Source organism: Clostridium sp. K13, from assembly GCF_019734195.1.
Lineage (GTDB): Bacteria > Bacillota > Clostridia > Clostridiales > Clostridiaceae > Clostridium.
The window spans coordinates 256,521-281,998 of the sequence record NZ_JAASHM010000002.1; the positions used below are offsets into that span (position 1 = coordinate 256,521).

The 25,478-nt window shown below is 28.4% G+C and carries 20 protein-coding genes, 1 pseudogene and 1 other annotated feature; of the genes and pseudogenes, 15 read left to right on the top strand and 6 right to left on the bottom strand.

Annotated features, from left to right (window positions below; translation table 11 throughout):
• Positions 1-266 precede the first annotated feature (266 nt).
• Positions 267-599: a hypothetical protein gene (locus HCG76_RS02745; RefSeq protein ID WP_221698910.1), complete on the top strand. Its 333-nt coding sequence runs from the start codon at positions 267-269 to the stop codon at positions 597-599.
• A gap of 53 nt (positions 600-652) precedes the next feature.
• Here the strand turns inward: HCG76_RS02745 and HCG76_RS19470 are convergent, their stop codons facing one another.
• Positions 653-841, bottom strand: coding sequence for a rhodanese-like domain-containing protein (locus HCG76_RS19470; RefSeq protein ID WP_378104187.1), 189 nt, complete (start codon positions 839-841; stop codon positions 653-655).
• 216 nt (positions 842-1,057) lie between these two features.
• On the opposite strand from HCG76_RS19470, the gene HCG76_RS02755 reads away from it, so the two are divergent.
• The 9 genes and pseudogenes from HCG76_RS02755 to HCG76_RS18935 form a co-directional block, all read left to right on the top strand.
• Positions 1,058-3,547, top strand: coding sequence for a CoA-disulfide reductase (locus HCG76_RS02755; protein WP_221698908.1), 2,490 nt, complete (start codon positions 1,058-1,060; stop codon positions 3,545-3,547).
• A gap of 112 nt (positions 3,548-3,659) precedes the next feature.
• Positions 3,660-3,932 carry a hypothetical protein gene (locus HCG76_RS02760; protein WP_221698907.1) on the top strand — a complete coding sequence of 91 codons (273 nt, stop codon included), beginning with the start codon at positions 3,660-3,662 and terminating at the stop codon, positions 3,930-3,932.
• A gap of 101 nt (positions 3,933-4,033) precedes the next feature.
• Positions 4,034-4,723 (top strand): MerR family transcriptional regulator, encoded by a 690-nt coding sequence (locus HCG76_RS02765; protein WP_260458015.1) that lies wholly within the window; start codon positions 4,034-4,036, stop codon positions 4,721-4,723.
• Between the two features lie 243 nt (positions 4,724-4,966).
• On the top strand, positions 4,967-6,214 hold the full coding sequence (gene fliB, locus HCG76_RS02770) for a flagellin lysine-N-methylase (RefSeq protein ID WP_221698906.1): 1,248 nt from the start codon (positions 4,967-4,969) through the stop codon (positions 6,212-6,214).
• A gap of 163 nt (positions 6,215-6,377) precedes the next feature.
• Positions 6,378-6,743, top strand: coding sequence for a fasciclin domain-containing protein (locus HCG76_RS02775; protein WP_221698905.1), 366 nt, complete (start codon positions 6,378-6,380; stop codon positions 6,741-6,743).
• Positions 6,744-6,887: 144 nt separating this feature from the next.
• The gene (locus HCG76_RS02780) at positions 6,888-8,498 is read left to right on the top strand and encodes a beta-N-acetylhexosaminidase (protein ID WP_221698904.1); all 1,611 of its coding nucleotides are present in this window, start codon (positions 6,888-6,890) and stop codon (positions 8,496-8,498) included.
• A 104-nt stretch (positions 8,499-8,602) separates the two neighbouring features.
• Positions 8,603-8,881, top strand: a binding site (T-box leader).
• Between the two features lie 86 nt (positions 8,882-8,967).
• Complete coding sequence (locus tag HCG76_RS02785; RefSeq protein ID WP_195467212.1) at positions 8,968-9,450, top strand: Lrp/AsnC family transcriptional regulator; 483 nt, start codon at positions 8,968-8,970, stop codon at positions 9,448-9,450.
• Positions 9,447-10,622: an aminotransferase class I/II-fold pyridoxal phosphate-dependent enzyme gene (locus tag HCG76_RS02790; protein ID WP_221698903.1), complete on the top strand. Its 1,176-nt coding sequence runs from the start codon at positions 9,447-9,449 to the stop codon at positions 10,620-10,622. The genes HCG76_RS02785 and HCG76_RS02790 overlap by 4 nt, the downstream gene beginning before the upstream one ends.
• Before the next feature lie 160 nt (positions 10,623-10,782).
• Positions 10,783-10,932: pseudogene (locus tag HCG76_RS18935) on the top strand (RNA polymerase sigma factor); the annotation flags it as partial.
• Between the two features lie 22 nt (positions 10,933-10,954).
• Here the strand turns inward: HCG76_RS18935 and HCG76_RS18940 are convergent.
• Positions 10,955-11,467, bottom strand: coding sequence for a hypothetical protein (locus HCG76_RS18940; protein ID WP_260458022.1), 513 nt, complete (start codon positions 11,465-11,467; stop codon positions 10,955-10,957).
• Between the two features lie 173 nt (positions 11,468-11,640).
• Between HCG76_RS18940 and HCG76_RS02800 the strand changes: the two genes are divergently transcribed.
• The 3 genes from HCG76_RS02800 to HCG76_RS02810 all read left to right on the top strand — a co-directional run bounded on the left by HCG76_RS02800 (position 11,641) and on the right by HCG76_RS02810 (position 16,793).
• The gene (locus HCG76_RS02800) at positions 11,641-12,804 is read left to right on the top strand and encodes a fibronectin type III-like domain-contianing protein (protein WP_221698901.1); all 1,164 of its coding nucleotides are present in this window, start codon (positions 11,641-11,643) and stop codon (positions 12,802-12,804) included.
• 254 nt (positions 12,805-13,058) lie between these two features.
• Positions 13,059-15,611 carry a glycoside hydrolase family 3 N-terminal domain-containing protein gene (locus HCG76_RS02805; protein ID WP_221698900.1) on the top strand — a complete coding sequence of 851 codons (2,553 nt, stop codon included), beginning with the start codon at positions 13,059-13,061 and terminating at the stop codon, positions 15,609-15,611.
• A 201-nt stretch (positions 15,612-15,812) separates the two neighbouring features.
• The gene (locus HCG76_RS02810) at positions 15,813-16,793 is read left to right on the top strand and encodes a LacI family DNA-binding transcriptional regulator (RefSeq protein WP_221698899.1); all 981 of its coding nucleotides are present in this window, start codon (positions 15,813-15,815) and stop codon (positions 16,791-16,793) included.
• A 59-nt stretch (positions 16,794-16,852) separates the two neighbouring features.
• On the opposite strand, the gene gtfA is transcribed toward HCG76_RS02810, so the two are convergent.
• The 3 genes from gtfA to HCG76_RS02825 all read right to left on the bottom strand — a co-directional run bounded on the left by gtfA (position 16,853) and on the right by HCG76_RS02825 (position 20,498).
• Positions 16,853-18,316 (bottom strand): sucrose phosphorylase, encoded by a 1,464-nt coding sequence (gene gtfA, locus HCG76_RS02815; RefSeq protein WP_221698898.1) that lies wholly within the window; start codon positions 18,314-18,316, stop codon positions 16,853-16,855.
• Between the two features lie 22 nt (positions 18,317-18,338).
• Entirely contained in the window at positions 18,339-19,295 is a 957-nt protein-coding gene (locus HCG76_RS02820) for a carbohydrate kinase family protein (protein ID WP_221698897.1), read from the bottom strand.
• A 435-nt stretch (positions 19,296-19,730) separates the two neighbouring features.
• Positions 19,731-20,498 (bottom strand): helix-turn-helix domain-containing protein, encoded by a 768-nt coding sequence (locus HCG76_RS02825; RefSeq protein ID WP_221698896.1) that lies wholly within the window; start codon positions 20,496-20,498, stop codon positions 19,731-19,733.
• Between the two features lie 220 nt (positions 20,499-20,718).
• Between HCG76_RS02825 and HCG76_RS02830 the strand changes: the two genes are divergently transcribed.
• Positions 20,719-23,502, top strand: a complete 2,784-nt coding sequence (locus HCG76_RS02830) for a glycoside hydrolase family 3 protein (RefSeq protein WP_221698895.1) — start codon at positions 20,719-20,721, stop codon at positions 23,500-23,502.
• A gap of 82 nt (positions 23,503-23,584) precedes the next feature.
• Positions 23,585-24,205: an alpha-L-rhamnosidase-related protein gene (locus HCG76_RS02835; RefSeq protein WP_294175204.1), complete on the top strand. Its 621-nt coding sequence runs from the start codon at positions 23,585-23,587 to the stop codon at positions 24,203-24,205.
• 359 nt (positions 24,206-24,564) lie between these two features.
• Here the strand turns inward: HCG76_RS02835 and HCG76_RS02840 are convergent.
• Positions 24,565-25,478 (bottom strand): transposase (locus tag HCG76_RS02840; protein ID WP_221701801.1); only part of this gene is annotated, 914 nt, incomplete at its 5' end.

A 25,478-nucleotide genomic window follows, 5' to 3' on the forward strand; every position in this document is an offset into this window, starting at 1 on the left:
TTTTGTTAGAATTGATAAGGTAAGAAATTATAAGGAAAAGCGAGTAGGTTTAGGGTTAGCAATAGTAAAGCAAATAGTAAGACTTCATAATGGAACTTATGGGATTATTAATAAAGAAGATGGAGTAGAGTTTTATATAAAATTAGGTAATTTGTTAAATAAATATTAGAGAGCTGTGACATAACTGTGACATAAAATCGTTAATATTTAGTTAGTAAGATAACTAATACAAAACTTTAGTGAAAATATTGAAAGGGGAAATTAAAATGAAAAAATCAGTATTAACTTTATTATTAGCAGGGGTATTAACAATAGGTGGAACAGTAATTGCTTTTGCAGATGATATAGCTCCAATGCTAAATTGCAACCAAAATAGAACTACAGGAGTTCAAGGTTTAATGAATGATGGATTAAGCTTTGAAGAGGCAAAGGAAGAAATGCTTAATGTAAAGTTAGAAAGAGTAGATAATGCTGTTGAAAATGGAGTAATAACAAGTGAAAGAGCAGAAGAAATAAAAAACGAAATGGAAAATGTGATGGTACTGGACAAGGAAATAGAAGAGGAAATGCAAGATTTAACTGTAATTAATATTAAGTAGTTTATAAATGGAAAATACTACTATATTTTAAAGCGTAGTAGTATTTTTAGGTTTTATTTTTCAATTTCGTATGTCCAATCTATTATGCCACCAAAATCATATATATTGTTATAACCAAGAGATTTTATAATTTTTGAAGCTTCAGCACTTCTGAGCCCACTTCTGCAATATACTAAAATCTGTGAGTCCTTATCTTTAACGATATCTTCTATGGTGCTTTCTAAAGTATCCAAAGGAATCAATATACTGTTATTTGAGAAGTTAATAACAAGATATTTTTAAAATAAATTTTCGAATTTTATAAAACATATTGATATTTTATACTTTAAATTATTTGCTTAGGTTTTACAGTAATAAAGTTACAAATACTTAGGTGATTTTGTTACATAAAAAATATGGTTTTTGTTTTATATTAATAGTGTAATAAATAATGTTTTAGCAAAAAGGAGCTATTAATTATGAGTAAAAAAGTTCTAATTGTTGGTGGTGTTGCTGGTGGAGCTTCTACTGCAGCAAGATTAAGAAGAATAGATGAAAATTGTAAAATAGTAATGTTTGAAAAAGGGGAATATATCTCATTTGCAAATTGTGGACTTCCTTATTATATAGGTGGAACAATTACAGAGAGAAGCAAGCTTGTTGTTCAAACAGTTGAAGATATGGAAAATAAATTTAATATGGATATTAGAAACTTCAGTGAAGTTACTAAAATAAATAGAGATAAGAAAACTGTAGAAGTTAAAAATCATAAAACTGGTGAAACTTACGAAGAAAGTTATGATGTATTAGTTTTATCTCCAGGCGCAAACCCAATTAAACCTCCAATTCCAGGAATAAAGGAATGTGATAATTTATTTACTCTTAGAAATATTCCTGATACAGATAAAATAAAGTCATATGTTGATGATAAAAAACCAAGAAATGCCGTTGTAGTTGGTGGTGGATTTATAGGTCTTGAAATGGCTGAAAATCTAGTTGAACGTGGAGTAAATGTTACTTTAGTTGAAATGGCTAATCAAGTAATGGCTCCAATTGATTTTGAAATGGCAGCTGCAGTTCATGAGCATTTAAGAGATAAAGGTGTTAATTTAATTTTAGAAGATGGAGTTAATTCTTTCTTAGATAATGGTAAAAAAATTAAATTAAATAGTGGAAAAGAAATTAAATCAGATTTAATAGTTCTTTCTATAGGGGTTGCACCAGAAAGCAAAATAGCTAAAGATGCAGGAATTAAAGTTAACAAAAGAAATGCAATAATAGTTGATGATCATATGAAAACTTCAGATGGAAGTATTTATGCATTAGGTGATGCTGTAGAAATTAAAGATTATGTTACTGGAGATCCTACAATGATTCCACTAGCTTGGCCAGCTAATAGACAAGGTAGAATAGTGGCTGACAATATAGCAGGTAGAGATGCTAAATATAAAGGAACCTTAGGTTCATCAGTTGCTAAAGTATTTGACTTAACAGTTGCAGCTACTGGACTTAATGAGAAAATATTAAAAGCTAAAAATATTGAATATAAAGCAATTCATATTCATCCAGGCTCACATGCAGGATATTATCCAGGAGCTTTCCCTATACATTTAAAATTAATATTCTCTCCTAAGGATGGAAAAATATTTGGAGCTCAAGCAGTTGGATTTGATGGAGTTGAAAAGCGTATTGATGTTTTAGCAACTGCTATAAAAGGAAACTTGACTGTTTTTGATTTACCAGATGTAGAAGCGTGTTATGCACCTCCATATTCATCAGCTAAGGATCCAGTAAATATGGTTGGATATTATGCAACTAATATACTTGATGGATTAGTTGATATAGTGCAATGGAGTGAAATTAATAGCTTGGTTAAAAATGGAAAGTTTATTTTGGATGTAAGAGAACCATTTGAAATTTCTCTTGGAACTATTGAAAATTCAGTAAACATTCCTCTTGGACAAATAAGAAAAAGAATTAATGAAATTCCAAAAGATAAAACAATTTATGTTTATTGTCAAGTTGGGCAAAGAGGATATGTTGCTTGTAGAATGTTAAGTCAACTTGGATATAAAACTATAAATATTGATGGTGGTTATAAGACTTATGCATTAACTAAATCTATTAATGGAGATAAAGGTGCTGCTGTAGTTGAAGAAAAAGAAACTACAAATAATAATGAAGTGGTGAATAATATGAATACTGATTTAACAAAGGTTGCTGTTACTTTAGATGCTTGTGGACTTCAATGTCCAGGCCCAATAAGAAGGGTATTTGAAGAAATGCAAAACTTAAATGATGGAGATATTATAGAAGTAAGAGCTACAGATCCAGGCTTTTCAAAAGATATTACTTCTTGGAGTAAAAATACAGGTAATACTATGTTAAAGAGTGAGTTTGATAAATCTAAAAAGGCATTTGTAGCATATGTTCAAAAAGGGAAGGTAGGACCAGTTGCTCAAGGAACTATAGCTGAAGCTACAATGCAAATTGAAAATAAAAATGGTTCTACTATGGTTGTATTTAGTGGTGATTTAGATAAAGCAATTGCTTCATTTATAATTGCAACAGGGGCTGCCTCTATGGGAAAAGAAGTTACAATGTTCTTCACATTCTGGGGATTAAATGTTCTTAAGAAAAAAGATAGACCTAAGGTTAAAAAGAATGTAGTTGAAAAAATGTTTGATTTTATGCTTCCAAGTAATCCAGGAAAGTTACCACTTTCTAAAATGAATATGGGTGGAATGGGACCTAAAATGATTAAGTATATTATGAAGAAAAATAATGTTGATACTTTAGAGCAATTAATTGAAAATGCCATAAAGATGAATGTTAAGGTTGTTGCTTGTGCAATGTCTATGGACTTAATGGGCATTAAAAAGGAAGAGTTGATTGATGGAGTTGAAGTTGCTGGAGTTGCTTCTTACTTAGGTGCAGCTGATGAATCAGGATTAAATCTATTTATATAGAAAATATTAAATAAAATTCTCAATTTTTATTGACCTTCTACCTTGTGGAAGGTGTAGATTATGATTAAAGAACAAGTTCTTTGAAAAAAATAATAAAATTTGGGAGGGGATTATGAAATTAAAAAAGTGGCAATACTGTTTTGAACCAAAAAATCCAATTACTAATGAGAAAGAATTTACAGGTGAATTAATTAATTATTGTAACTTAAATAAAAATGACTTAACAATTGTTCATGAAGGAATGGAACCAATAGTAATAATTGATGGAGTAAAGTATATAGCAATTTTAGAAACTCCTAAAGTTATAAATATACCTTTTTTACCAACATTTTATGCTAGTTCATATGGGTTTAAGTGGGTTTATTTATACAAATATGAAGATTAAAAAATAATAAGCTTTAAAAGAGATTATGAATATCATAATCTCTTTTTATAGTTATTAAAGACGAATATTATGGTAAAATTTATATAGTGGTAAAAGATCAGATGAGAATAATAGTAAAGAGAGAAATAGTTATTATGAGAATAAAGGAAGTTGAAGAGTTAACAGGAATAACAAGTAAAAATATTAGATTTTATGAGAAAGAAGGATTAATTTCTCCTAAAAGGAGTGAAAATGGATATAGAGATTATTCTAATGAAGATATAGAAATATTAAAAAGTATAAAATTATATCGTAAATTAGATATATCCTTAGAAGATATAAAGTTGATGCAAAAAAATATTTTGTCTGTTGATAAGTGTATGGATAAGTATTATAAATTTATGCAAGAAAAAATTAAAGAGTTAAACGCTGCAAGAAAAATATGTGAAGAGATAAAGGTAGAGTACCAAGGTGGATATGATATTAATATTGAAAAATATTTAGATAAAATTAGTAGTAATGAAGCAAAGGGATGTAAATTTGTTAATATTGCTTATGACTTTATTACAAAGGCAAGGGGATGTATTCCTAGTGCTACTATTTTTTTTGAACCCATTGAGCCAATTACGAATGAGAGAGAATTTACAGATGAGTTATTTAAATATGCAGATAAGGAAAAATTGAATCTTGTTATATTGAAAGAAGGCATGAGACCAATAGTAACAATTAATGGAGTTAAACATGTAGCAGTTTTAGAAATTCCTAGGATGATAAATATACCGTTATTACCTATTTTTTGTGCACAATCTTAAGGGTTTAAATGGGTATATTTATATAAATATGAATAAGATGTACACTGATAGGGATGGTTTTTAATATTTTAGATAAAATTATAAGTAGAAGTTTTCATTTCATGTAGATACAAGAGAGTAATATATTTATATAATAGAGGCAAGTACAACATAAGCTAATAATATATTTCATATCATTGCCTTATGTTATACTTATTTTAGTAGAAATAAGTTTATAAATATTAAGATGAGTAAGGTGAAGAAATGGCTAAGAAAGTTAAAAAGGTATATCCATCATACTTTGAAGAGTTTAAATGTATAGGTGGAGAATGTAGTGATAGTTGTTGTATTGGTTGGAATATAGATATAGATAAAATAACATTTAGAAAATATTTTAAGGTGCAAGACCAAGAGATGAAGAAAATGTTTCAAAAAAATATTCAAAACAATGAAAGATGTAGTAGTGAAGAGGTTGATTATGGAATAGTTAAATTAAAAAAAGATAAAAGATGTCCATTTTTAGATGAAAAAAACTATTGTGTAATTCATTCTAATCTTGGAGAAGAATATCTTTCTAATGTATGTACATGTTTCCCGAGAGTAACTAATAAAATAGATGAAACTTATGAAATGTCATTAGATGTAGCATGTCCAGAAGCTGCAAGACTTATATTGTTAAGAGAAGAAGGCATTAATTTTATAGGTAAAGAAGAGGCCTTAGGAAAACATATAATTTCATCACAAATAGATACAAAATTAAAAGAAATCAAAAAAACACCTTTAAAATATTTTAAAGAAGTAAGAGAGTTTTGTATAAGTATAATTCAAAATAGAAAGTTTAATTTAAATGAAAGAATATATATATTAGGTGACTTTATAAGTAATATTGAAGATGTTATAGATAAGGATTTAAGTGATATTCCTAAATTCATAAATAGTTATAATATGAGAAGAGCGGCAAAAGAGTTTATTAATGATGATATAAATTCATTGTTAGGAAACAGTAATATTAATTATATAATACAAATGAATTTCTTTATAAAAATGCTTAAGATTTTGAAAGTAGATAAAGAGGTTGAAAGTATTACCTTTAAAAATTATACTTCAGATATGATAAATGGGTTCAAAATTGAAAATGAAGAAAGTATAAGTAAAAATTCAGAATTTTATATGGAAGCATTTGAAGAATATAATGAATCATTTATTAGCCAATATAGTTATATATTTGAAAATTATATAGTTAATTTTATCTTTAATAATACTTTTCCTTTTAATGAAGTTATGTCACTATTTGATAGTTATATGATGCTTTTAATAAGAGTTAGTTTTATTAGATTTTACTTAGTTGGGATGAATTTAAATAATAATAATTATAACAAAGAAAACGTAGTTGAATTTATACAAGTATTTTCAAAAACAATAGAGCATCATAAAAGCTATTTAATTGATTCATTGCATTATATAAAAAGAAATGACTACGATAATATGGAGTTTGCGAAGACTCTTCTATGAAATAGTTAATATATAATATATAAAAAATAGAAATTATATATTATAAAATTATAAGTAAATACAAATAATATATGAGTAATATATTTTAAATTAGAATTTTATTGAAAATATGAAGGGAAAGATTTACTTATGAAAAAAAGTTAACTGTTTTATAACAATATGTATGCTAGTAGTTATTAGCTCATTAATAACTACAAATTGTTTTGCAAATGTTAATGAGAAAAGAAGTTCAGAAATTATAGAAGACAATAAAACCAAAGATATAGTAGAAATAGCTACATCAGACGGGAGATTTAAAACATTAACAACTGCTTTAAAATCAGCAGATTTAGTTGATGCGCTTAAAGGAAAAGGGCCATTTACAGTCTTTGCTCCTACAGATGAGGCTTTTGCAAAGCTTACAACAGATAAACTTAATGATTTATTAAAACCAGAGAATAAAAAATTATTGCAAGATATTTTAGAATATCATGTTTATTCAGGAAAAGTATTATCTTATAGATTCTTTGCAATATATATAAAGAAATAAGTATAACAATATGGAGCTTGCTAAAAATATTTTATAAAAGGGATAGGAATTTTAATTCCTATTTTTTTATTTTATTAAGAATTATTGATAAGGCAAAAACAAATAATAAAATTTATAGAATATAAATTTTAAGAAAGTGTACATATGAAAAATAAATTTAGGCTTAATAAAAAAATAATAATATTATTAATAATGGGAATAGTGACTATATCAGGTATTTGTTTTAAAATATATATGAGAGATAAGTATGGTATAAAAGATGTTTTTAATGAAGAGGGGAGTGTGGTTAAAATTAATATTATTCCAAAGCCAATGAGTTATGAAGGTAAAGATGGTAAATTTATATTGACGAAAGATAGTTCAATATATATACAAGGAAATAGTGATGAGGAAACAGAGCAAATTAAGTGGATTGCAGAATTTATAAGAGAAAAATTAAATAAATCAACAGGATTTGAATTAAATATTATTAAAGGTGATAAACCTGTTGATGGAAGTATTTATTTAACAACTGTTAACTCAAACAAAAATTTAGGAGTTGAAGGCTATGTTATGAATACGTCTTCAAAAAATATTAAAATTACAGCATATAAACCAGAAGGAATCTCAAGAGCAATTCAAACACTTAGACAAATGTTACCTGCAGATATAGAAAAGGATACGGTGGTTAATGATATAGAATGGAGTGTTCCAGCATCTGTAATTACAGATAAGCCAGAGTATAGCTATAGAGGTTTGATGATAGATGTTGCAAGACATTTTTTTACTGTAGATGAAATTAAGAGACAGATAGATTTAGCAGCACAATATAAGATAAATAGAGTTCATTTACACTTAAGTGATGATCAAGGATGGCGTTTAGAAATAAAGAAGTATCCTGAATTAACACTTATAGGTGGTAGTACAGAAGTTGGTGGTGGACCAGGTGGATATTATACTCAAGAACAGTATAAAGACATAGTAAAATTTGCAATGCAAAGATATGTTGAAATAGTTCCAGAGTTTGATATGCCAGGACATACAAATGCAGCATTAGCATCTTACGGATTTTTAAATCCTGATGCTAAAAGAAAGTCATTATATACAGGAACTGATGTTGGGTTTAGTTCTTTTATGGCTCATAGTGAAGAGACATATGAATTTATAGAGGATGCATTTAAGGAAGTATCAGAAATATCACCATCAAAATATATTCAAATAGGTGGAGATGAAGCACTTAATACTAAAAAAGAAGATTATGATTACTTTGTAGGAAGAGTAGCTAAAATAGCAGAGAAATATGGGAAGAAACCAATAGGATGGGATCCAATAGATACATCTCCAGAAATTAATTCAAATGTAATACTTCAAAATTGGAAAGACTCAAATGAAGAAGCTATAAAAAAACAAATGAGTATGGTAATTTCCATTGCTAGTAAGGCTTATTTAGATATGAAATATAATGAAGAGACTCCATACGGATTAAACTGGGCAGGATATATACCTGTTGATGTAGCATATAAATGGGATCCAACAGAGTATGCACCAGAAAATTTAGTGTTGGGAATAGAAGCACCTTTATGGACAGAAACTATAGCAACTCAAGATGAAATGGATTATATGATATATCCAAGATTGCCAGGTTATGCTGAAATAGCATGGACTTCAATGGACGCTAGGAATTGGGATGAATATAAGGTAAGATTAAAAAATCAAGGTGTAAGAATGGAATATGAAGGAATAAATTATTATAAGGATCCAAGTATTTGGAATTAATATATTTCTATGTATATTCCTTTAAGGCAATAAATTTCAATTTTGATATTGACTTAAAAATAGTTATAATGGATAATATTATAAAAGGAAAGTCAATTTAAAGAATAAAGATTATGATAAGGAAGAGTATTTTAAGTTATTATTTTTAGAGAGCTAGGGTTTTGGTGAAACTTAGTAATAATACTTTTAAGAAGCAGCCTTTGAATCGCTTGCTGAGAACTAAGATTTTTCTTAATGTAGGCAAAGCCGTATTTCCTAACGTTATAAGGAATAGAACAATTATATATTTTTATGTAATTTATAATATAATTGTTTTTACTGAGTGAGTAAATAAATTTACTTATTAGGGTGGTACCGCGGAATTTTATAGCTTCGTCCCTTCTATTTTATAGAGGGATGAGGCTTTTTTTATATATAGAAAATTTTTAAATTTCCTATATACTAAAAACTATTTTTAGGAGGGCTAATTATGGAAGAAATTTTAGAAATTTTAGAAGAGAATAGTAGATACAGTGATGAGCAAATAGCTGTAATGGCTGGAAAGACTGTAGAGGAAGTTAGAGAAGCTATTAGAGATTATGAAGAAAAAAGTATAATAGCCGGATATACAACTCTTATAAATTGGGAAAATACAGGTAAAGAAACAGTTACAGCTCTTATTGAAGTGAAGATAACACCTCAAAGAGGAGAAGGTTTTGATAAGGTAGCTGAAAGAATATATAATTTTGATCAAGTTAAGGCATGTTATTTAATGTCTTCAGGGGGATTTGACCTTACTGTTATAGTTGAGGGTAAAACAATGAAGGAAGTTGCTATGTTTGTATCAGAAAAATTAGCAGTACAAGATAATGTTATTGGAACAGCAACTCACTTTGTATTAAAGAAATATAAAGATCATGGAACTATATTTAAAGAAAAGAAAACATCAAATAGGGAGGTAATATTTATATGATGCTAGAAAATATGATAAGAAAAGAAGTTAGAGAAATGCCTCCTTCAGGTATAAGAAAATATTTTGATATAGTAAATGAAATGGAAGGTGTAATATCTTTAGGAGTAGGAGAACCAGATTTTGTTACTCCTTGGAATGTAAGAGAAGCTGGAATATATTCATTAGAGCAAGGAGACACACATTATTCTTCTAATGCTGGATTTATAGAACTTAGAGAAGAAATTGCAAAGTATTTATATAGAAAATTTGATTTGAAATATAATCCAAAGAATGAAATTTTAGTTACTGTTGGTGGTAGTGAAGGTATAGATATTGCTCTAAGAGCATTAACAGGACCTGGGGATGAAGTAGTTATTCCAGAGCCAAGCTTTGTTGCATACAAAGGATGTACAGCATTTACTGGAGCAACATCAAAAATAATAAATCTTAAAGCTGAAAATGACTTTAAATTAACAGCACAAGAATTAGAAGAAGCAATAACTGAAAAAACAAAGGTTGTTATAATACCATTCCCTAATAATCCAACAGGAGCAATAATGACTAGAGAAGAATTAGAACCACTTGTTGCAGTCTTAAAGGATAAAGATGTAATAGTAATTTCTGATGAAATTTATGCAGAATTATCTTATGATAAGCCACATGTATCTATAGCAAGCTTCCCAGAAATAAAGGATAAGACACTTGTTATAAATGGTTTCTCAAAATCTTATGCTATGACAGGGTGGAGATTAGGTTATGTCTGTGGACATCCAGTTCTTTTAGATGCAATGAAGAAGATTCATCAATATGCAATAATGTGTTCACCAACAACAGCACAATTTGCTGCAATTGAAGCATTAAAGAATGGTGATGAAAGTGTTAGTAAGATGGTTAAAGAATATAATAGAAGAAGAAGAGTTCTAGTTGATGGATTTAGAAAACTTGGATTAGATTGCTTTGAACCACTTGGAGCTTTTTATGTATTCCCATGTATTAAATCTACAGGAATGACATCAGATGAGTTCTGTGAAAAACTTTTATTAAAAGAAAAGGTATTAGCAGTTCCAGGAAATGCTTTTGGTGAATGTGGTGAAGGATTTATTAGAGCATGTTATGCTTCATCAATGGAAAATATAATGGAAGCACTTAAGAGAATTGAAAAATTCTTGAATGAAGAAGTAAATAATAAGTAAGACTATATACATTCTTTATAATAGATATAAACTTAACAAAATGATAGCTATTAAATTTTAATTATTTTTAATAGCTATTTTTTTTATAAAATTTTTATAATTTATGTAACGAAATCTAAAAAGTTAGTACATATATAGTGGAGGTGATGAAATGAAACAAATGGAAGAGTTATATCTTAATTATGCTAAAACAGTTTATAAATATTTATTATGTTTAACTAAAGACAAGGATATGGCTGAAGATTTAACTCAAGAAACTTTTTACCAAGCCTCGAAGACTATAAAGAACTTCAAGGGAGAATGTAGGGTATCAGTATGGCTTTGTCAAATAGCTAAACGTTTATGGTATAAGCATTTGAATAAAAGTAATAAAAATAAATGTGATTCATATGATGAAGTTTCCTTTGAAATATCCTGTAATTATAACTTGGAATCAGATTTATTGAAAAGTGAAGATAAAACATTTTAGTATATTCACGTTGTGCTTGGCACATTAATTTATTTACTGCTTCAATATTATCAAGTTCATCTAGTTTATTTATATAAGCATCACTAAGAGAAAAGGATATTTCAGGATCAACACCACCTCGTATTGCAGCACGGTAAGCTAAGGTAACTACAACGATACCTAAGTTTATTATATTTCTAAGTGAATTTTTAGAAAGTCTAATTTCGGTAATATTACTATAATTAATAGCTAAGGTTTCATCTAACAACTCTATATATCCATTTACTATACAATGTAATTCTTTAAGCTCCTGTTTATAAGGTTGATGTATAGTTTCCATTTCTAAATTTTTAAAAACAACATTACAAAAATCTTGTTGAACCTCATTGTCTATCATATCTAGATACTACTAAATTCAATTTAAATGTTTACATTATATCATAAATATATGTGAAAAGTGATATAAAGAATAGAAAATATTTCTTAAAATAAAATGTAATTAAAGTTAATAATGTAAAAATTAATATAAGGATAATTTATGGGGGATATATATGAGTAAGTATGAATTAGATGGATATAGCTTTAATTATAATAGGACGTACTGCAGGGGAAGATCAAGATAGTAAAAATCAGACAGGAAGTTATCTTTTAACTAAAGAAGAAGTTGTACAAGTATATGTAGAAGCACCACAAGGAAAACTTGGGAAGCCAACAAGAAGCCTTGTAAGATTTGCAAAGACAAATATAATTAATCCTGGTGAAAGTGAAAAAGTAACAGTAAATATTCCTAAGTATTATATTGCTTCTTATGATGATAGTGGAGTAACTGGCTATAAATCTTCTTATATTTTAGAAGAAGGTATATATACATTTCATGTAGGTTCTGATATTAGAAATACTACTATTTTTGGAGAATATAATCAAGAATTTATTGTAGTAGAAAGGTTGGAAGAAGTATATGCTCCGATAACGTCATTTGAACGTATTAAGGCAGTTATTAATGAAGAAGATAATTATGAAATTGCAATAGAAAAGGTTCCAACAATTAAGCATCTCTGCGCTAATAATCAAGAAGCATCAAGACGTATGGTTGATTCAATAGTATCAGAAAGGGCACTTCGTGAAATATATTTAAGAGGATTTGAAATTGCAGTTAAAGAAGGTAAAGCTAAATCGGTTATGACTACCTATAATCCTGAAAATGATAATGTTAAAGAGAAATTAGAACTTGGTGAAATAACTAGAAGCGACTTGCAAAGAAATGCAAAGAATATTTTAAAGTTTATAATGGCATCTCCTATAATGCTTCATGAATTAGGGCGTATTAGTGATAATGAAGTAAAAGAAATTAATGTTCCTGAGGATAATGGTGATTCAAGTACAGATATAGTTTATTATGAAGCTGATAAAGAAACTAATAATATAATTATTGATGGAAGTAACTTTAATAATAAGAAGGGAAGCTCAGAAGTATTTGGACTTACATTTAATAAATTAGGTGAATATGTAATTGAAATAACAATGAAATCAGGACAAGGTGAATTAGCTCAATTACCATTATCAGTATATTATGATAATGTATTAAAAGAAACTATAACAATTAGAGGAACAGAAGGAAAGTGGATAACAGAAAGAAGAGAGTTAGGTGGAATTTGGGGATTAAATCATTATATAAAGCTATACTTTGGAGCAAATGGATTAGATATAGATAAAATAGTTATAAGATGTAAATAAAAATGGAAAGTGTTATTTAAAATTAACTTATGATTATTATTAATAAATGGGGAGTTAAAATGTGAATTCTTCCTTTTTTAATATTTTTATGGTGATTAATTAAGAAAATATTAAAATAATAAAGAGGATGAAATGAAATTTCAAAATAAATTATTGAAAGTGAAATATATATTGATTATTGTATGGGAAATGATGTAAAATAAAATATGTAAACGTTATTAAGAGCTATGGCTAAAAAAAGGGGAGATTTAATTATGAAGAGAAATAAAATTATGGCAATGATAATGGCAGCTTTAATTTCAAGTTCAGTAATATTAGGAGATGTTACAACTACTTATGCAGCTGATTCAACTGTACAAGCTAAGGCAATTGTAGAAGAAATGACTATTGAACAAAAAATTGGACAAATGCTAATGCCTGACTTTAGACAATGGAAAATGGATGGAGAAGATGCAGTTTCTGACTTTACTACAATGAATGCAGAGGTTGCACAAATTATAGATGACTTTGATTTAGGTGGAGTTATTTTGTTTGCTCAAAATGTTAAAACTACAGAACAAACTACAAAATTAACTCATGATTTACAACAAGTTATTGCAAATGATGAATCTAATGATTTACCACTATTAATAACAGTTGACCAAGAAGGAGGCATTGTTACGAGACTTGGAACTGGTACAAGCTTACCTGGAAATATGGCATTAGGAGCAACAAAAAATGAATTAAGTTCTTATAGAGCAGGTTCTGTTATAGGAAAAGAGTTAAATTCATTAGGGATTAACGTTAACTTTTCACCTTCTTTAGATGTTAATAATAATCCTGCAAATCCAGTTATAGGTTTAAGATCATTCTCAAGTAATGCTGATTTAGTTAGTAAGCTTGGAATTAAAATGATAAATGGTATTCAGGAACAAGGAGTTTCAGGAGCAGCTAAACATTTCCCAGGTCATGGTGATACTGCAACGGATTCTCATTATGGGCTACCAGTAGTTGATAAAAGTTATGATGAGCTTAAAGAGATAGAATTAAAACCTTTTAAAGCGGCAATTGAAAATGGAGTTGATATGATAATGACTGCTCATGTTCAATTACCACAAATAGAAAGGGATACAGTTATTTCTAAAAATGATGGTCAAGAAATTGGTATACCATCAACTTTATCTGATGATGTATTAACTGGAGTTTTAAGAGAAGATATGGGGTATAATGGAATAATAATAACAGATGCTCTTAATATGGATGCTATTTCTAAGAACTTTGGTGAAGTGGAAACTGTTAAAATGGCTATTAAAGCTGGTGTTGATATAGCATTAATGCCTACAATCCTAAGAAGTAGTGCTGATGTTTCTAAATTACAAGCAATAGTTGATGGAATTAAAGAAGCTGTTGAAAGTGGTGAGTTAACTATATCTGAAATAGATGATTCTGTTGAAAGAATAGTTAAGTTAAAAATAGATAGAGGTATAATTAATGTTAATAATGATACCAGAACAGTTGATGAAAAGATAGCTAATGCTAAAACTATTGTTGGTTCTAATGAAAATAGAGCTGTAGAAAGAGAAATTTCAGCTGAAGCTATTACTGTGGTAAAAAATGAAAATAATATATTACCTTTAAATCCTAAAGAAGGACAAAATGTTCTGCTTATAGCGCCATATGATAATGAACTTCCTGGAATGAAATTTGGAGTTACTAGACTTATTGCTGAAGGTAAAATGGATTCTGTAAAAATAGATACTCATCGTTATTCAAATGGTAATTTATTAACTGATGAATTAAAGGCTAAGATAGATAAAGCTGATTATGTTGTAGTAATATCAGAAATGGGTAACTTCTCTCATTTAAATGTAAATCATTGGATTACTGCAGGGCCAACAGCTATAGTTGATTATGCTAATGAACTTAATAAAGATTCTGTAATTGTAAGTGTTGGTAAACCTTATGATGTTGCTGCTCATAAAAATGCCAAAGCTGAAGTAATTGCTTATGGATATAAGGGAATGGATCCAACTGAAGCTGATGGAGGATTAACTCCGACTCAATCATTTGGTCCAAATATCCCTGCAGCAATGGAAGTTATCTTTGGTGGAGCTGAAGCACAAGGTACATTGCCAGTTGATATTCCACAAGTTGATGAAACTGGTGCTATAATTTCTGGTGAAAATGCTTATAACTATGGATTTGGTATAACTAATTTGACTTCAGTAGGGGTAAGTACTTCTACTAATAATGGAGAAGTTAAAGCTTCTGAAGAAGTTGATGTTAAACTTTCTTTAAGTGATATTGATGGACTTAAATCAGATAACTACTCATTAAAGGTTAACTTTAATAATTCAGACTTTGAAGTAGTTTCTGTTAAGGCTAATAATGAAAATTTAAGTGTAGTTAATCATTCAGTTGATGGATCATTATTAACTATAAATTTATCTGATATAAATGAAAATGCATTAACTGATGTTATAATAACATTAAAAGCTATTGGAGAAGCTCAAAATGACTTAACTATTTTATCTGATGTTAAAGTAATTGATAGAAAAGATAGAGAGTTTACTACTTCAGGAAGTTATTCAACAATTAATATAATTAAGGATAGTAATATAGATGTTCCGGTTGAGCCAGAAAATCCAACTATTCCAGAGAAACCAACTACTCCAGAAAAGCCAACTACGCCAAGTAAACCAGGATCTAATTCTAAGCCAAATAGCGGTAAACTACCTAACACTGGTGGTACTTCATCTGTAGCTATAAGCATATTTGCTACATTAATGGCTACTACAGGAGCATTTCTTTCTAGAAAGAAAAAATAATAAGTTTAAAATATAAAAAATAAACACATTCATTAATAAGTTTTTTATTAATAAATGTGTTTATTTTTGAATTTAAATATATAATATATCTAGCAATGAGATTGGGAGTGCAGGTATTTTAAAATTAATATATTTAATTGACCTGTAAGGCAATTATTATTTATAATTAAATAATGCATAAAGAAGATAGGTGATTAAGATATGGCGACAATAGTAGATGTTGCAAAATTAGCAGGTGTTACACCAACAACTGTATCACGTGTTATTAACAATAGAGGATATATTAGTGAAAAAACTAGAAATAAAGTTTATGGGGCTATGGATGAATTGGGGTATCAACCTAATGAAATAGCTCGTTCATTAACAAAGCAAAAAAGTAATACAATTGGAGTTATAGTACCGCATATATCACATCCATACTTTGCAAAATTAATAAGTAATTTAGAAAATGAAGCATCAAAAAAAGATTATAAAATAATTTTATGTAATAGTAAGGAAAAGGCTGAAAAAGAAAAGCAATATTTAGATATGTGTAAAAGTAATAGAGTTGCTGGAATAGTTTTATGTAGTGGAAATGTTGAATCAAATAAAATTAATACTGGAGATATACCAGTAGTTTTATTAGAGAAAAACTTTGAAGAAGGAAAACTAGGAATACAGTGTGATAATTATCAAGGTGGAAAACTTGCAACAGAACATTTAATAGAGTGTGGATGTAAAAAAGTATTGCACTTTAGTGGAGTAATTGATGAAGAAATGCCTGCAGATAATAGAGAAAAAGCATTTATAGATACATGTATCAAAAATAGTGTTAAATATTATATTAAAAAGTTTGATATAAATACATATAATCAAATGGATTATTATGAAGCAATAAAAGATACAATTGCTGAAGTAAAAGAAATAGATGGAATATTTGCAAGTAGTGATTTAATAGCAGCACAAGTTATCCAAGTTTGTAATGAATTAAATATAAGAATTCCACAAGACATTAAATTAGTTGGATTTGATGATGTGGAAATATCTAAATTAACTACTCCAACTATTACAACTATACATCAGCCAATTAAAGAGATGTCTAAATTAGCAGTTGAATTAATAGATACTAAATATACTAATGTAGAAATAGATAAGCAAATTATAGTGCCTGTAGAATTAGTAGTTAGGAATAGCACAAAATGAAGTAAAAATAAGTAAAGAAGCATTTTTAGGAAGAAAAATGCTTCTTTTGTTCGTATATATTAAATGGGGTATAATGATGTATCGCCATCATCATTTATATATTTAATTGTTGACTTACTAGTAGTTAAATCAACGTTTAAAGTACAGTATTTATCAGCCTTTTTCCAAGTTAAGATAATTTCATTATCATTTGAAGGTTCAACAGTAAATTCACCATCAAATGCAGGATACTCATTTCTAAAGTCAATTAACTTAAGTAATCTTTGAACAACATCTTGATTATATGCCTTATCAATTTCATCTAAAGTAAAGTTATGCCTATTAATTTCACGACCTTCTCCAGTACGAGTAACATTCTCAATGTCATTTTCGCCAGCTAATAATCCAACATAGTATACTTGTGGAATACCAGGAGCAAAGAATTGAATTGCTCTTGCAGCTAAGTAAGCATCATCGTTACAACCTAGAACAGAATAGTAAGAACATCTTATTTGATGAACATCAAATCCGTCTGGGCTCTTATGAGCATCAGAATGAACTAAGCTTAAGTTTGCACCATGTTCTAAGCAATGATCAACTATTTTTCTAGCATCCTTAGTAGATACTAAATCATCTAAGTCAGGTTTTACAGGAATACCATCATGACAGTCTAACATTGTAAATTGATTAGAAGGCCTATCTTTTAAGTATGAAGTAAGTGCTGAACTAGATTTATTAACTAATGTACTTAAAATAGTATAAGGTAAAATAAAATCATAAATATAATTTCCGTATTTAGCTAATTTATATTGAGTAGTGTAATGGGCATGAACCTCTGGAAGTAAATCAATATCAAGAGATTTTGCTAAATCAGATACCCAATCTAAGAAGTCATATATTTCAGGTTCAACAAAGAAACAGCTAGTACCAAGTTTCTTTATTACATATCCTACAGCATCAAGTCTTACAATTTTAACATTATTTTTATGGAAGTTTTCAAAGAATTCCTTTAATAATGCTTTAACTGATTTAGAGTTAATATCAAGATCAATTTGTTCAGATGGAGTTTCCTTACCAAAAGTAGTCCAAACAGAAACATCTTTACCTTTTATATCAAATGTTGAATAAGGAACTTGTCTACGTAAGAACATTTTATTTATATCTTCTTGAACAGGTTTACCATCAGCCCATATTTTATCTAGAGTAATAAATAAATCTGCATACTTAGAATCTTGTCCATTCTTTAAGAAATCTTGGAAGAATACTGAGTTTTTAGAAATATGATTAACCATTAAATCAAGAAGAATATCATGTTTTTCACCAATTTTACGTATATCTTCCCATGTACCAAATTGAGGTTCTATTTCTAAATAAGTAAGTGGAGCAAATCCTCTGTCTCCTGATGAAGGGAAGGGAGGAAGTATATGAATACCACCTTGAAAGGTATTAGGAAAATATTTTGTAAGTACATTATCTAATGCTTTTAAATCTCCACCAAGAGAATCAGGATAAGTTATAAGTTGAACTTTGTTTTTAACTGCCATTTTTATATCTCCTCTTAATTTACTATATATTATAAAGTGCTTTTAATTCTTCTATTGAAGGTAATTCTGCAATAGCACCTACATGTTTAAGTTTAAAGGCACTAACTGCAAATCCTATATTTAAAGATTCTTTTAAAGTATAATTGCTAGTAATAGCAGTATAGAATCCACCCCAGAAAGCATCACCAGCTCCAGTTGTATCTACAACTTCAGTAGCTAGTGTTTCAAATTTAATAGTTTCTTTGCCGTTTGAAACTATTGCACCATCTTTACCTAAAGTCATTATTACAAGTTTTGCACCACATTTAATAAACTTGTTCACATGATTTTCAGGAGTATCAGGTCCAAAGATTCTTTCAGCATCTACTTCAGAAGGTTTTATAATATCAACTTTGCTTAAAAGGCTTTTTATATATTGGATTCCATCATGTCCTTTTTCCCAAATCATTTCATGATAGTTTGGATCAAAGCCTATAATAACATCACTTTTTCTAGCTTCTTCAATAACTTTTTCAATCATTTTTCTTGATTTTGATTGAGAAATAGGCCAGCAAGAAAAATGAACTATTTTACTATTTTTTAATATTAAATCTATTTGAGAATTATATTCTAAATTATAATCTGCACTACGATAGAAAATAGGTAGTGGAGTTTCCTTACTTTTAGTTACAAGAACCATACTTGTTGAGTTATTAACTCTATTAATTAATTCAGTATTAATATTATTTTTCTTTAGGTGATTAATTAAAAAATCACCTAATCCATCATTTCCTACACATGAAGTTATAACTGGATTACCGCCAAGTTTTTTAATATTCATAGTTATATTTGCTGGTGAACCACCAAAAAATCTTGAGTATTTATTACAATTAAAACTAGTATCATAATCATCAGAAATCATATCTACTAATAATTCACCAATTGTAAATACATCATTAGTTTTATCATGGAATTGTATAGTATTACTAAAGTTAAACATTATTACCTCCAAATCGTTTTCTATAACTAGAGTATAAATACAAAAAATATATATGTCAAGCGATTGACATATATAATATTTTAATTATGATTTTTATTAATAGAAGTAATAGTTATAGAACTGTAAAATTTTAATCTTTTAATAATAGTTATAATTAAAAAAGTTAAAAATGTATTAAAAATACGCAGTAGATTGGCTAAACATTAAGGCTAAATTTTTTATAGCTAGATGATAAAATTATACATATAGAAGATAAAGTTAATAGATATGGCTAGAGAATATATTCCCTGGAGATGGGGTATATGAAAGAGAACAACATCTTTTACTTATGAAGGTAGTGGATTTGTGGATTTTATGTACTTTAAAATTAAATAGATTATAAAAATGGGACATATAAAATTTTAGGAGGCCCATTTTTATAAAGTAATATTAAATCTAACAGCTCATTTTTTCTATATAATATTTTTCACGATATTGACGTAAAGTAATGCCAGTTATTTTTTTAAATTGCTTTTCAAGATGACTTTGAGAAGAAAAACTCATGCAAGTAGCAATTTCTAGATAAGAACGGTCAGAGTGTATTAGCAGTTTTTTTACTACTTCAATTTTTTCATTAATTATAAATTCTTTAATAGAAATTCCCTCGTATTTTCTAAATAGTACTGATAAATAATTAGGATTTAATGATAATTCAGTAGCTATTTCAGGAATTTTTATTTTATCATGAAGATGAGAAAAAATATAATTCTTACATTGTTCTATATAGAGATTTTGATTTTTGCCAATACTTTTATTTGATATATTTTTAAAATCATTAACTAATTTGGCATATTCATATTGTGATTGACGCATTAATTTTTCTATAGAATTATAATCATCTAAGCTTTCTATTTTATTAATATAAGTATCACTTAAAGAAAAAGATATTTCAGGATCAATTCCGCCCCTAATTGCAGCTCTACAAGCTAGAGTAACTACAACAATACCTAAGTTCTTAATGTGACGAATGGGATTTTTAGCAAGAATTGCGTTATATGAGTCATCATAGCTTTGGGGAATGGTTTTTTCTAAAAGTTCTAAGTCACCATTTTCTATACAGTGTAATTCTCTAAGCTCCTGCTCATAAGGTGGATGTATAGTTTGCATCTCTAAGTTTTTATATAATAAATTACAAAAATCAGCCTGAATGTCATGTTCTATCATTTTAAATACTCCTTTAAACAGTTAAAGAATTGCTTATAAAGTCCTTTGTTTAATTGTTTACATTATATCACAAAATATCTGTGAAAAGTGATATAAATATGTGAAAAGTGATATAAAAAATAGAAAATATTTCTTAAAATGAGATTGAAATAAGGTAGTGTTTAAGAAATTAACAATATATGTATAGATAAAAATGAGAGTTAAATTGATGGAGGATATTATGGGACAATATACATTGGATTTAGAAAAATATGCAAAAATAGCAAGGCAGGCAGCAGCAGAAAGTTGTGTGTTATTAAAAAATGAGGATAAGGCACTTCCACTTAGAAATGGTGATAAGGTAGCTGTATTTGGCAGAAGTGCTTTTAATTATTATAAAAGTGGATTAGGTTCAGGAGGTCTTGTTAATACAAGATATATAGTTAGTATTTTAGATGCTTTAAGAGAATATAAAGATATAACTTTAGATGAAAATCTATTAAAAGTATATGAAGACTGGATTGAAGAGAATCCTTATGATGAAGGTAAGGGGTGGGGAAATGTACCTTGGTCTCAAAAAGAAATGGGTCTTTCAGATTCAGTAGTGAAAGCTGCTTTAGATGCAGATATTGCATTAGTTATAATAGGACGAACTGCAGGAGAAGATCAAGATAGTAAAAATGAACCAGGAAGTTATCTTTTAACTGAAGAAGAAGAAAGTATGATTGAAAAAGTTAGTAAGGCATTTAAAAGAACAGCTGTAATTTTAAATGTAGGTAATATTATAGATATGAAATGGGTAGAGAAATATAATCCTTCTTCTGTTCTTTATGTATGGCAAGGTGGACAAGAAGGTGGTAATGGTGTTGTTGATGTACTAACAGGTAAGGTAAATCCATGTGGAAAATTAACAGATACTATTGCAAGAAATATTGAGGATTATCCATCAACTGAAAATTTTGGAGATGAAGAAAGAAATTATTATAAGGAAGATATATATGTAGGATATCGTTATTTCGAATCATTTGCTAAAGATAAGGTAATGTATCCATTTGGTTACGGACTATCTTACAGTAATTTTGAGGTTAAAGGAAAGCTTTTAGAAGTTACAGATAAAGAAATTATTGTTGAAGTAGATGTTATTAATAAAGGAGAAATGGCAGGAAAGGAAGTTGTACAAGTTTATATAGAAGCACCACAAGGAAAACTTGGAAAGCCATTAAGATCTCTAGTAGGTTTTACAAAAACAAATGTTATTAATTCAGGTGAAAGTGAAAAAGTAACAGTGAAAATTCCTAAGTACTATATTGCATCTTATGATGATAGTGGAGTAACAGGATATAAGTCATCTTATGTATTAGAATCGGGATGTTACAAGATTTATATTGGTTCAGATGTTAGAAGTGCAATAGTTTCTGGAGAGTATCATGAAGAGTTTACTGCAATTGAAAAGCTAGAGGAAGCATATGCACCAACAGTTTCATTTGAACGTATTAAGCCAGTTATTAATGAAGATGGAAATTATGAAATTTCAAGAGATGATGTTCCAAAAAGAACTATAAATCCATATTTAAGAATGAAGGCAGAACGTGAACAAGAAATAAATTATACAGGTAATAAAGGATATAAGCTTGGAGATGTGTTTGACAAAAAAGTATCTTTAGATGAATTCGTTGCACAATTAAGTGATAATGATTTAATTTATATGTTCCGTGGTGAAGGAATGTGTAGTCCTAAAGTAACACCTGGTACTGCAGCAGCATTTGGTGGTCTTACAGATGAATTAAGAAATTTTGGAATACCAGTTGCATGTTGTGCAGATGGACCTTCAGGAATACGTATGGACTGTGGAACTAAGGCATTTTCATTACCGAATGGAACTGCATTAGGATGTACATTTAATGAGGAATTAGTAAAAGAACTTTATACTATGACAGGATTAGAGCTTCGTAAAAATAAAATAGATTCACTTTTAGGACCAGGTATGAATATTCATAGAAATCCACTAAATGGGCGTAACTTTGAGTATGTTTCAGAAGATCCATTAGTGACAGGTAAAATAAGTGCAGCTCAAGTAATAGGAATGCAAGAAAATGGAGCAGCACCTACTATTAAGCATTTCTGTGCTAATAATCAAGAGGCATCAAGACGTCTTGTTGATTCTATAGTATCAGAAAGAGCTTTACGTGAAATATATTTAAGAGGGTTTGAAATTGCCGTTAAAGAAGGTAAAGCACGTTCTGTTATGACTACTTATAATCCAGTAAATGGTATTTGGACAGCTGGAAGTTATGATTTATGTACAAAAATTCTTAGAGAAGAATGGGGATTTGATGGAATAATTATGACTGATTGGTGGGCAGAAGCTAATATTGAAGGAGAAAAGTCTAAGAGAGAAAATAAAGCACCTATGGTAGCAGCACAAAATGATATATATATGTGTGTATCTAATTCTGAATTAAATCCAGAAAATGATAATGTTAAGGAAAAATTAGAATCTGGTGAAATTACTAGAAGTGATTTACAAAGAAATGCAAAAAATATTTTAAGGTTCATAATGAAATCTCCTTCCATGCTTCATGAATTAGGCCGCATTAGTAAAGAAGAATTAGATGAGATTAATAAAGTAGATGACAATGATATTTTAGCGGAGAATGTAGTTTATTATTACGCAGATAAGGAAACTAATGATGTAATTATTGATGGAAGTAAATTTAATAATAAAAAGGGAAGTTCAGAGGTATTTGGTATTTCTCTTAATGAATTAGGTTTATATGATATTGAGGTAACAATGAAGTCAGAACAAGGACCATTAGCTCAATTACCATTATCTGTTTATTATGATAATGCGTTAAAAACAACTATAACTATTAGGGGCACTGAAGGAAGATGGGTTACAGAAACTAGAGATTTAGGATTTGTATTTGGAGTAAATCATTATATAAAATTATACTTCGGAGCAAATGGATTAGAGATAGATAAAGTTGTAATTAGATTTAAGGAAAGTGGTAAATTACCGTTTTAATGGTAATATGTTAATATAATTATAGTAAAATGCTTAAAAGCTATATTAGTTTAGATTTAGACTAATATAGCTTTATTTATATATAAAAAAGCCAAATTATTATCCTCCAACAGCCATATTTAATATGAAAATAGATAATTTTATGAAGCGATGGCTTCAAAATATGAGATTAGATCAATATGAAAATGGACAGGTTCTAGGGCTTATACCATGGATAGAATCAGATGATATGTTAAGTATTGGTTTTGGAAATATAAGTGCTGCAGGATGGTCAGATGCTTGTATTATAATACCATATCATCTTTATAAACAATATGAAGATATAGATTTTTTAAAAGATAATTATGAAATGATGAAAAAGTGGATTGGCTATGTTGAGGAAAGATGCAAATCCAATGTGGATAGTAATTCAAAAAAATGTGAAAAGTATTTATGGAATATGGAATTTCATTATGGAGACTGGTTAACTCCAAGTCTTGTAAATGAAGATGGCAGTCCAAATCCTATGCTATCAGCTAAAATTACAGCAAATCAGGTTGCCACAATGTATTTTGCATATTCTACACAATTATTGTCCGAAATATCTAACATTTTAGGTAAAGATGAAGAGAGTAAATATTATAAAGATTTATCTTCTAACATTAAATTGAATGTACTTAAATATAGTAATACAATAATAAGTTACGATAATAAATATTGGTAGATATAAGTTGACATAGAGCAATAAGAAATTAAAGAAGAATCAACAAATGTATAATTAGGAATCGATTTAGGCTTTAAAGAATTAGCGATATGGTCTAATGGTACAATTTATAAAACGCTTTTATTAAGAAAATTATAAGTTTACAATTGAGAATACATATGATAAAATTTAATTAATTAATATGAGCGTGTTACCATGAAGGGCATGAGCTAACTTACCTAATACATAGGTAAGTTAGCTCTTTTTGCATTTATATCTTTAGATATAATTTTTTTTATGGCTAACATACATTTTATAACATTAAACTATAATAGTGCAGTTTTCCTTGAATAATTTTACAGTTAAATAAAAAATGAACTTTAACAAGCTATTTTTAATGACTCAAAAATTTCTTCTATCGGCGTACCGCTTGCGGCAGCTTCGTAAATATATATAACTTTAGATTTTTCTAAATCTTTCTTAGCAGCTTTATATCCGGTATTAAAGTGATAAGAACCCTTAGAATATATCTTGCAGTAAGTATAATTTACTAGCATTATTACAAGATATCTATTGATACTTTTTTCACTTCGCACTTGATAGCCATCAAGACCTAAGTAAGTTTTACAATCTCTAAAGAATGGTTCAATTGCCCAACGGTCAGTATATTGAGTTAAAGTATCTAACGGATTTAAGGTCTGATCTAATGAGATAAAGGCTTTTAATGCTTTATCTTTTTGAAATGCATCTTTAGGATAACTTAAAATAATAGAAACATTGCTTCTATCTTTCAAATTGCCAACATAATTGTAAATATAATATTGAGTATCTTTAACGGTGACAAGGTCAAAATCCTCAATATTTAATGATGTAGCAAGTTGATGAAGTTTTATTCCTAATCTTTTATGACCTTCTGGGAAAATAACTCTGTTAGTTTTTAAAGCACCAATATAACCATAACCAGCTTTTTCAGAGGAATTAAAAATATCTTTGCAACTATACCAACTATCACATAAAACATAACCTTTATTCTCAGGTTTAGGAAGTGTAGCAATTAATTTTTGAGTTAATTTTATTTTACTCATAGATTCTTTATCGTAAATATCAATTGAATATGGAAGAACTAAACCGTCACACGATAGTAAAGAAACTAATATTTGATGACCATATACATTTTTACCTTTTAAATGAGAATTATGGAATGAACACTTTTGAATTGGATTTATAGCCTTTGACGAGGGCTTTGTCTTCTCTGAAATAGTGTCATCAATAATAAAATATATAGGTTGTTTAG

Coding starts and splice junctions, on each gene's coding strand:
- HCG76_RS02745 (WP_221698910.1), top strand. CDS start 267: ATGAAAAAATCAGTATTAACTTTATTATTAGCAGGGGTATTAACAATA.
- HCG76_RS02755 (WP_221698908.1), top strand. CDS start 1,058: ATGAGTAAAAAAGTTCTAATTGTTGGTGGTGTTGCTGGTGGAGCTTCT.
- HCG76_RS02760 (WP_221698907.1), top strand. CDS start 3,660: ATGAAATTAAAAAAGTGGCAATACTGTTTTGAACCAAAAAATCCAATT.
- HCG76_RS02765 (WP_260458015.1), top strand. CDS start 4,034: ATGAGAATAATAGTAAAGAGAGAAATAGTTATTATGAGAATAAAGGAA.
- fliB (WP_221698906.1), top strand. CDS start 4,967: ATGGCTAAGAAAGTTAAAAAGGTATATCCATCATACTTTGAAGAGTTT.
- HCG76_RS02775 (WP_221698905.1), top strand. CDS start 6,378: ATGCTAGTAGTTATTAGCTCATTAATAACTACAAATTGTTTTGCAAAT.
- HCG76_RS02780 (WP_221698904.1), top strand. CDS start 6,888: ATGAAAAATAAATTTAGGCTTAATAAAAAAATAATAATATTATTAATA.
- HCG76_RS02785 (WP_195467212.1), top strand. CDS start 8,968: ATGGAAGAAATTTTAGAAATTTTAGAAGAGAATAGTAGATACAGTGAT.
- HCG76_RS02790 (WP_221698903.1), top strand. CDS start 9,447: ATGATGCTAGAAAATATGATAAGAAAAGAAGTTAGAGAAATGCCTCCT.
- HCG76_RS18940 (WP_260458022.1), bottom strand. CDS start 11,467: ATGATAGACAATGAGGTTCAACAAGATTTTTGTAATGTTGTTTTTAAA.
- HCG76_RS02800 (WP_221698901.1), top strand. CDS start 11,641: ATGGATATAGCTTTAATTATAATAGGACGTACTGCAGGGGAAGATCAA.
- HCG76_RS02805 (WP_221698900.1), top strand. CDS start 13,059: ATGAAGAGAAATAAAATTATGGCAATGATAATGGCAGCTTTAATTTCA.
- HCG76_RS02810 (WP_221698899.1), top strand. CDS start 15,813: ATGGCGACAATAGTAGATGTTGCAAAATTAGCAGGTGTTACACCAACA.
- gtfA (WP_221698898.1), bottom strand. CDS start 18,316: ATGGCAGTTAAAAACAAAGTTCAACTTATAACTTATCCTGATTCTCTT.
- HCG76_RS02820 (WP_221698897.1), bottom strand. CDS start 19,295: ATGTTTAACTTTAGTAATACTATACAATTCCATGATAAAACTAATGAT.
- HCG76_RS02825 (WP_221698896.1), bottom strand. CDS start 20,498: ATGATAGAACATGACATTCAGGCTGATTTTTGTAATTTATTATATAAA.
- HCG76_RS02830 (WP_221698895.1), top strand. CDS start 20,719: ATGGGACAATATACATTGGATTTAGAAAAATATGCAAAAATAGCAAGG.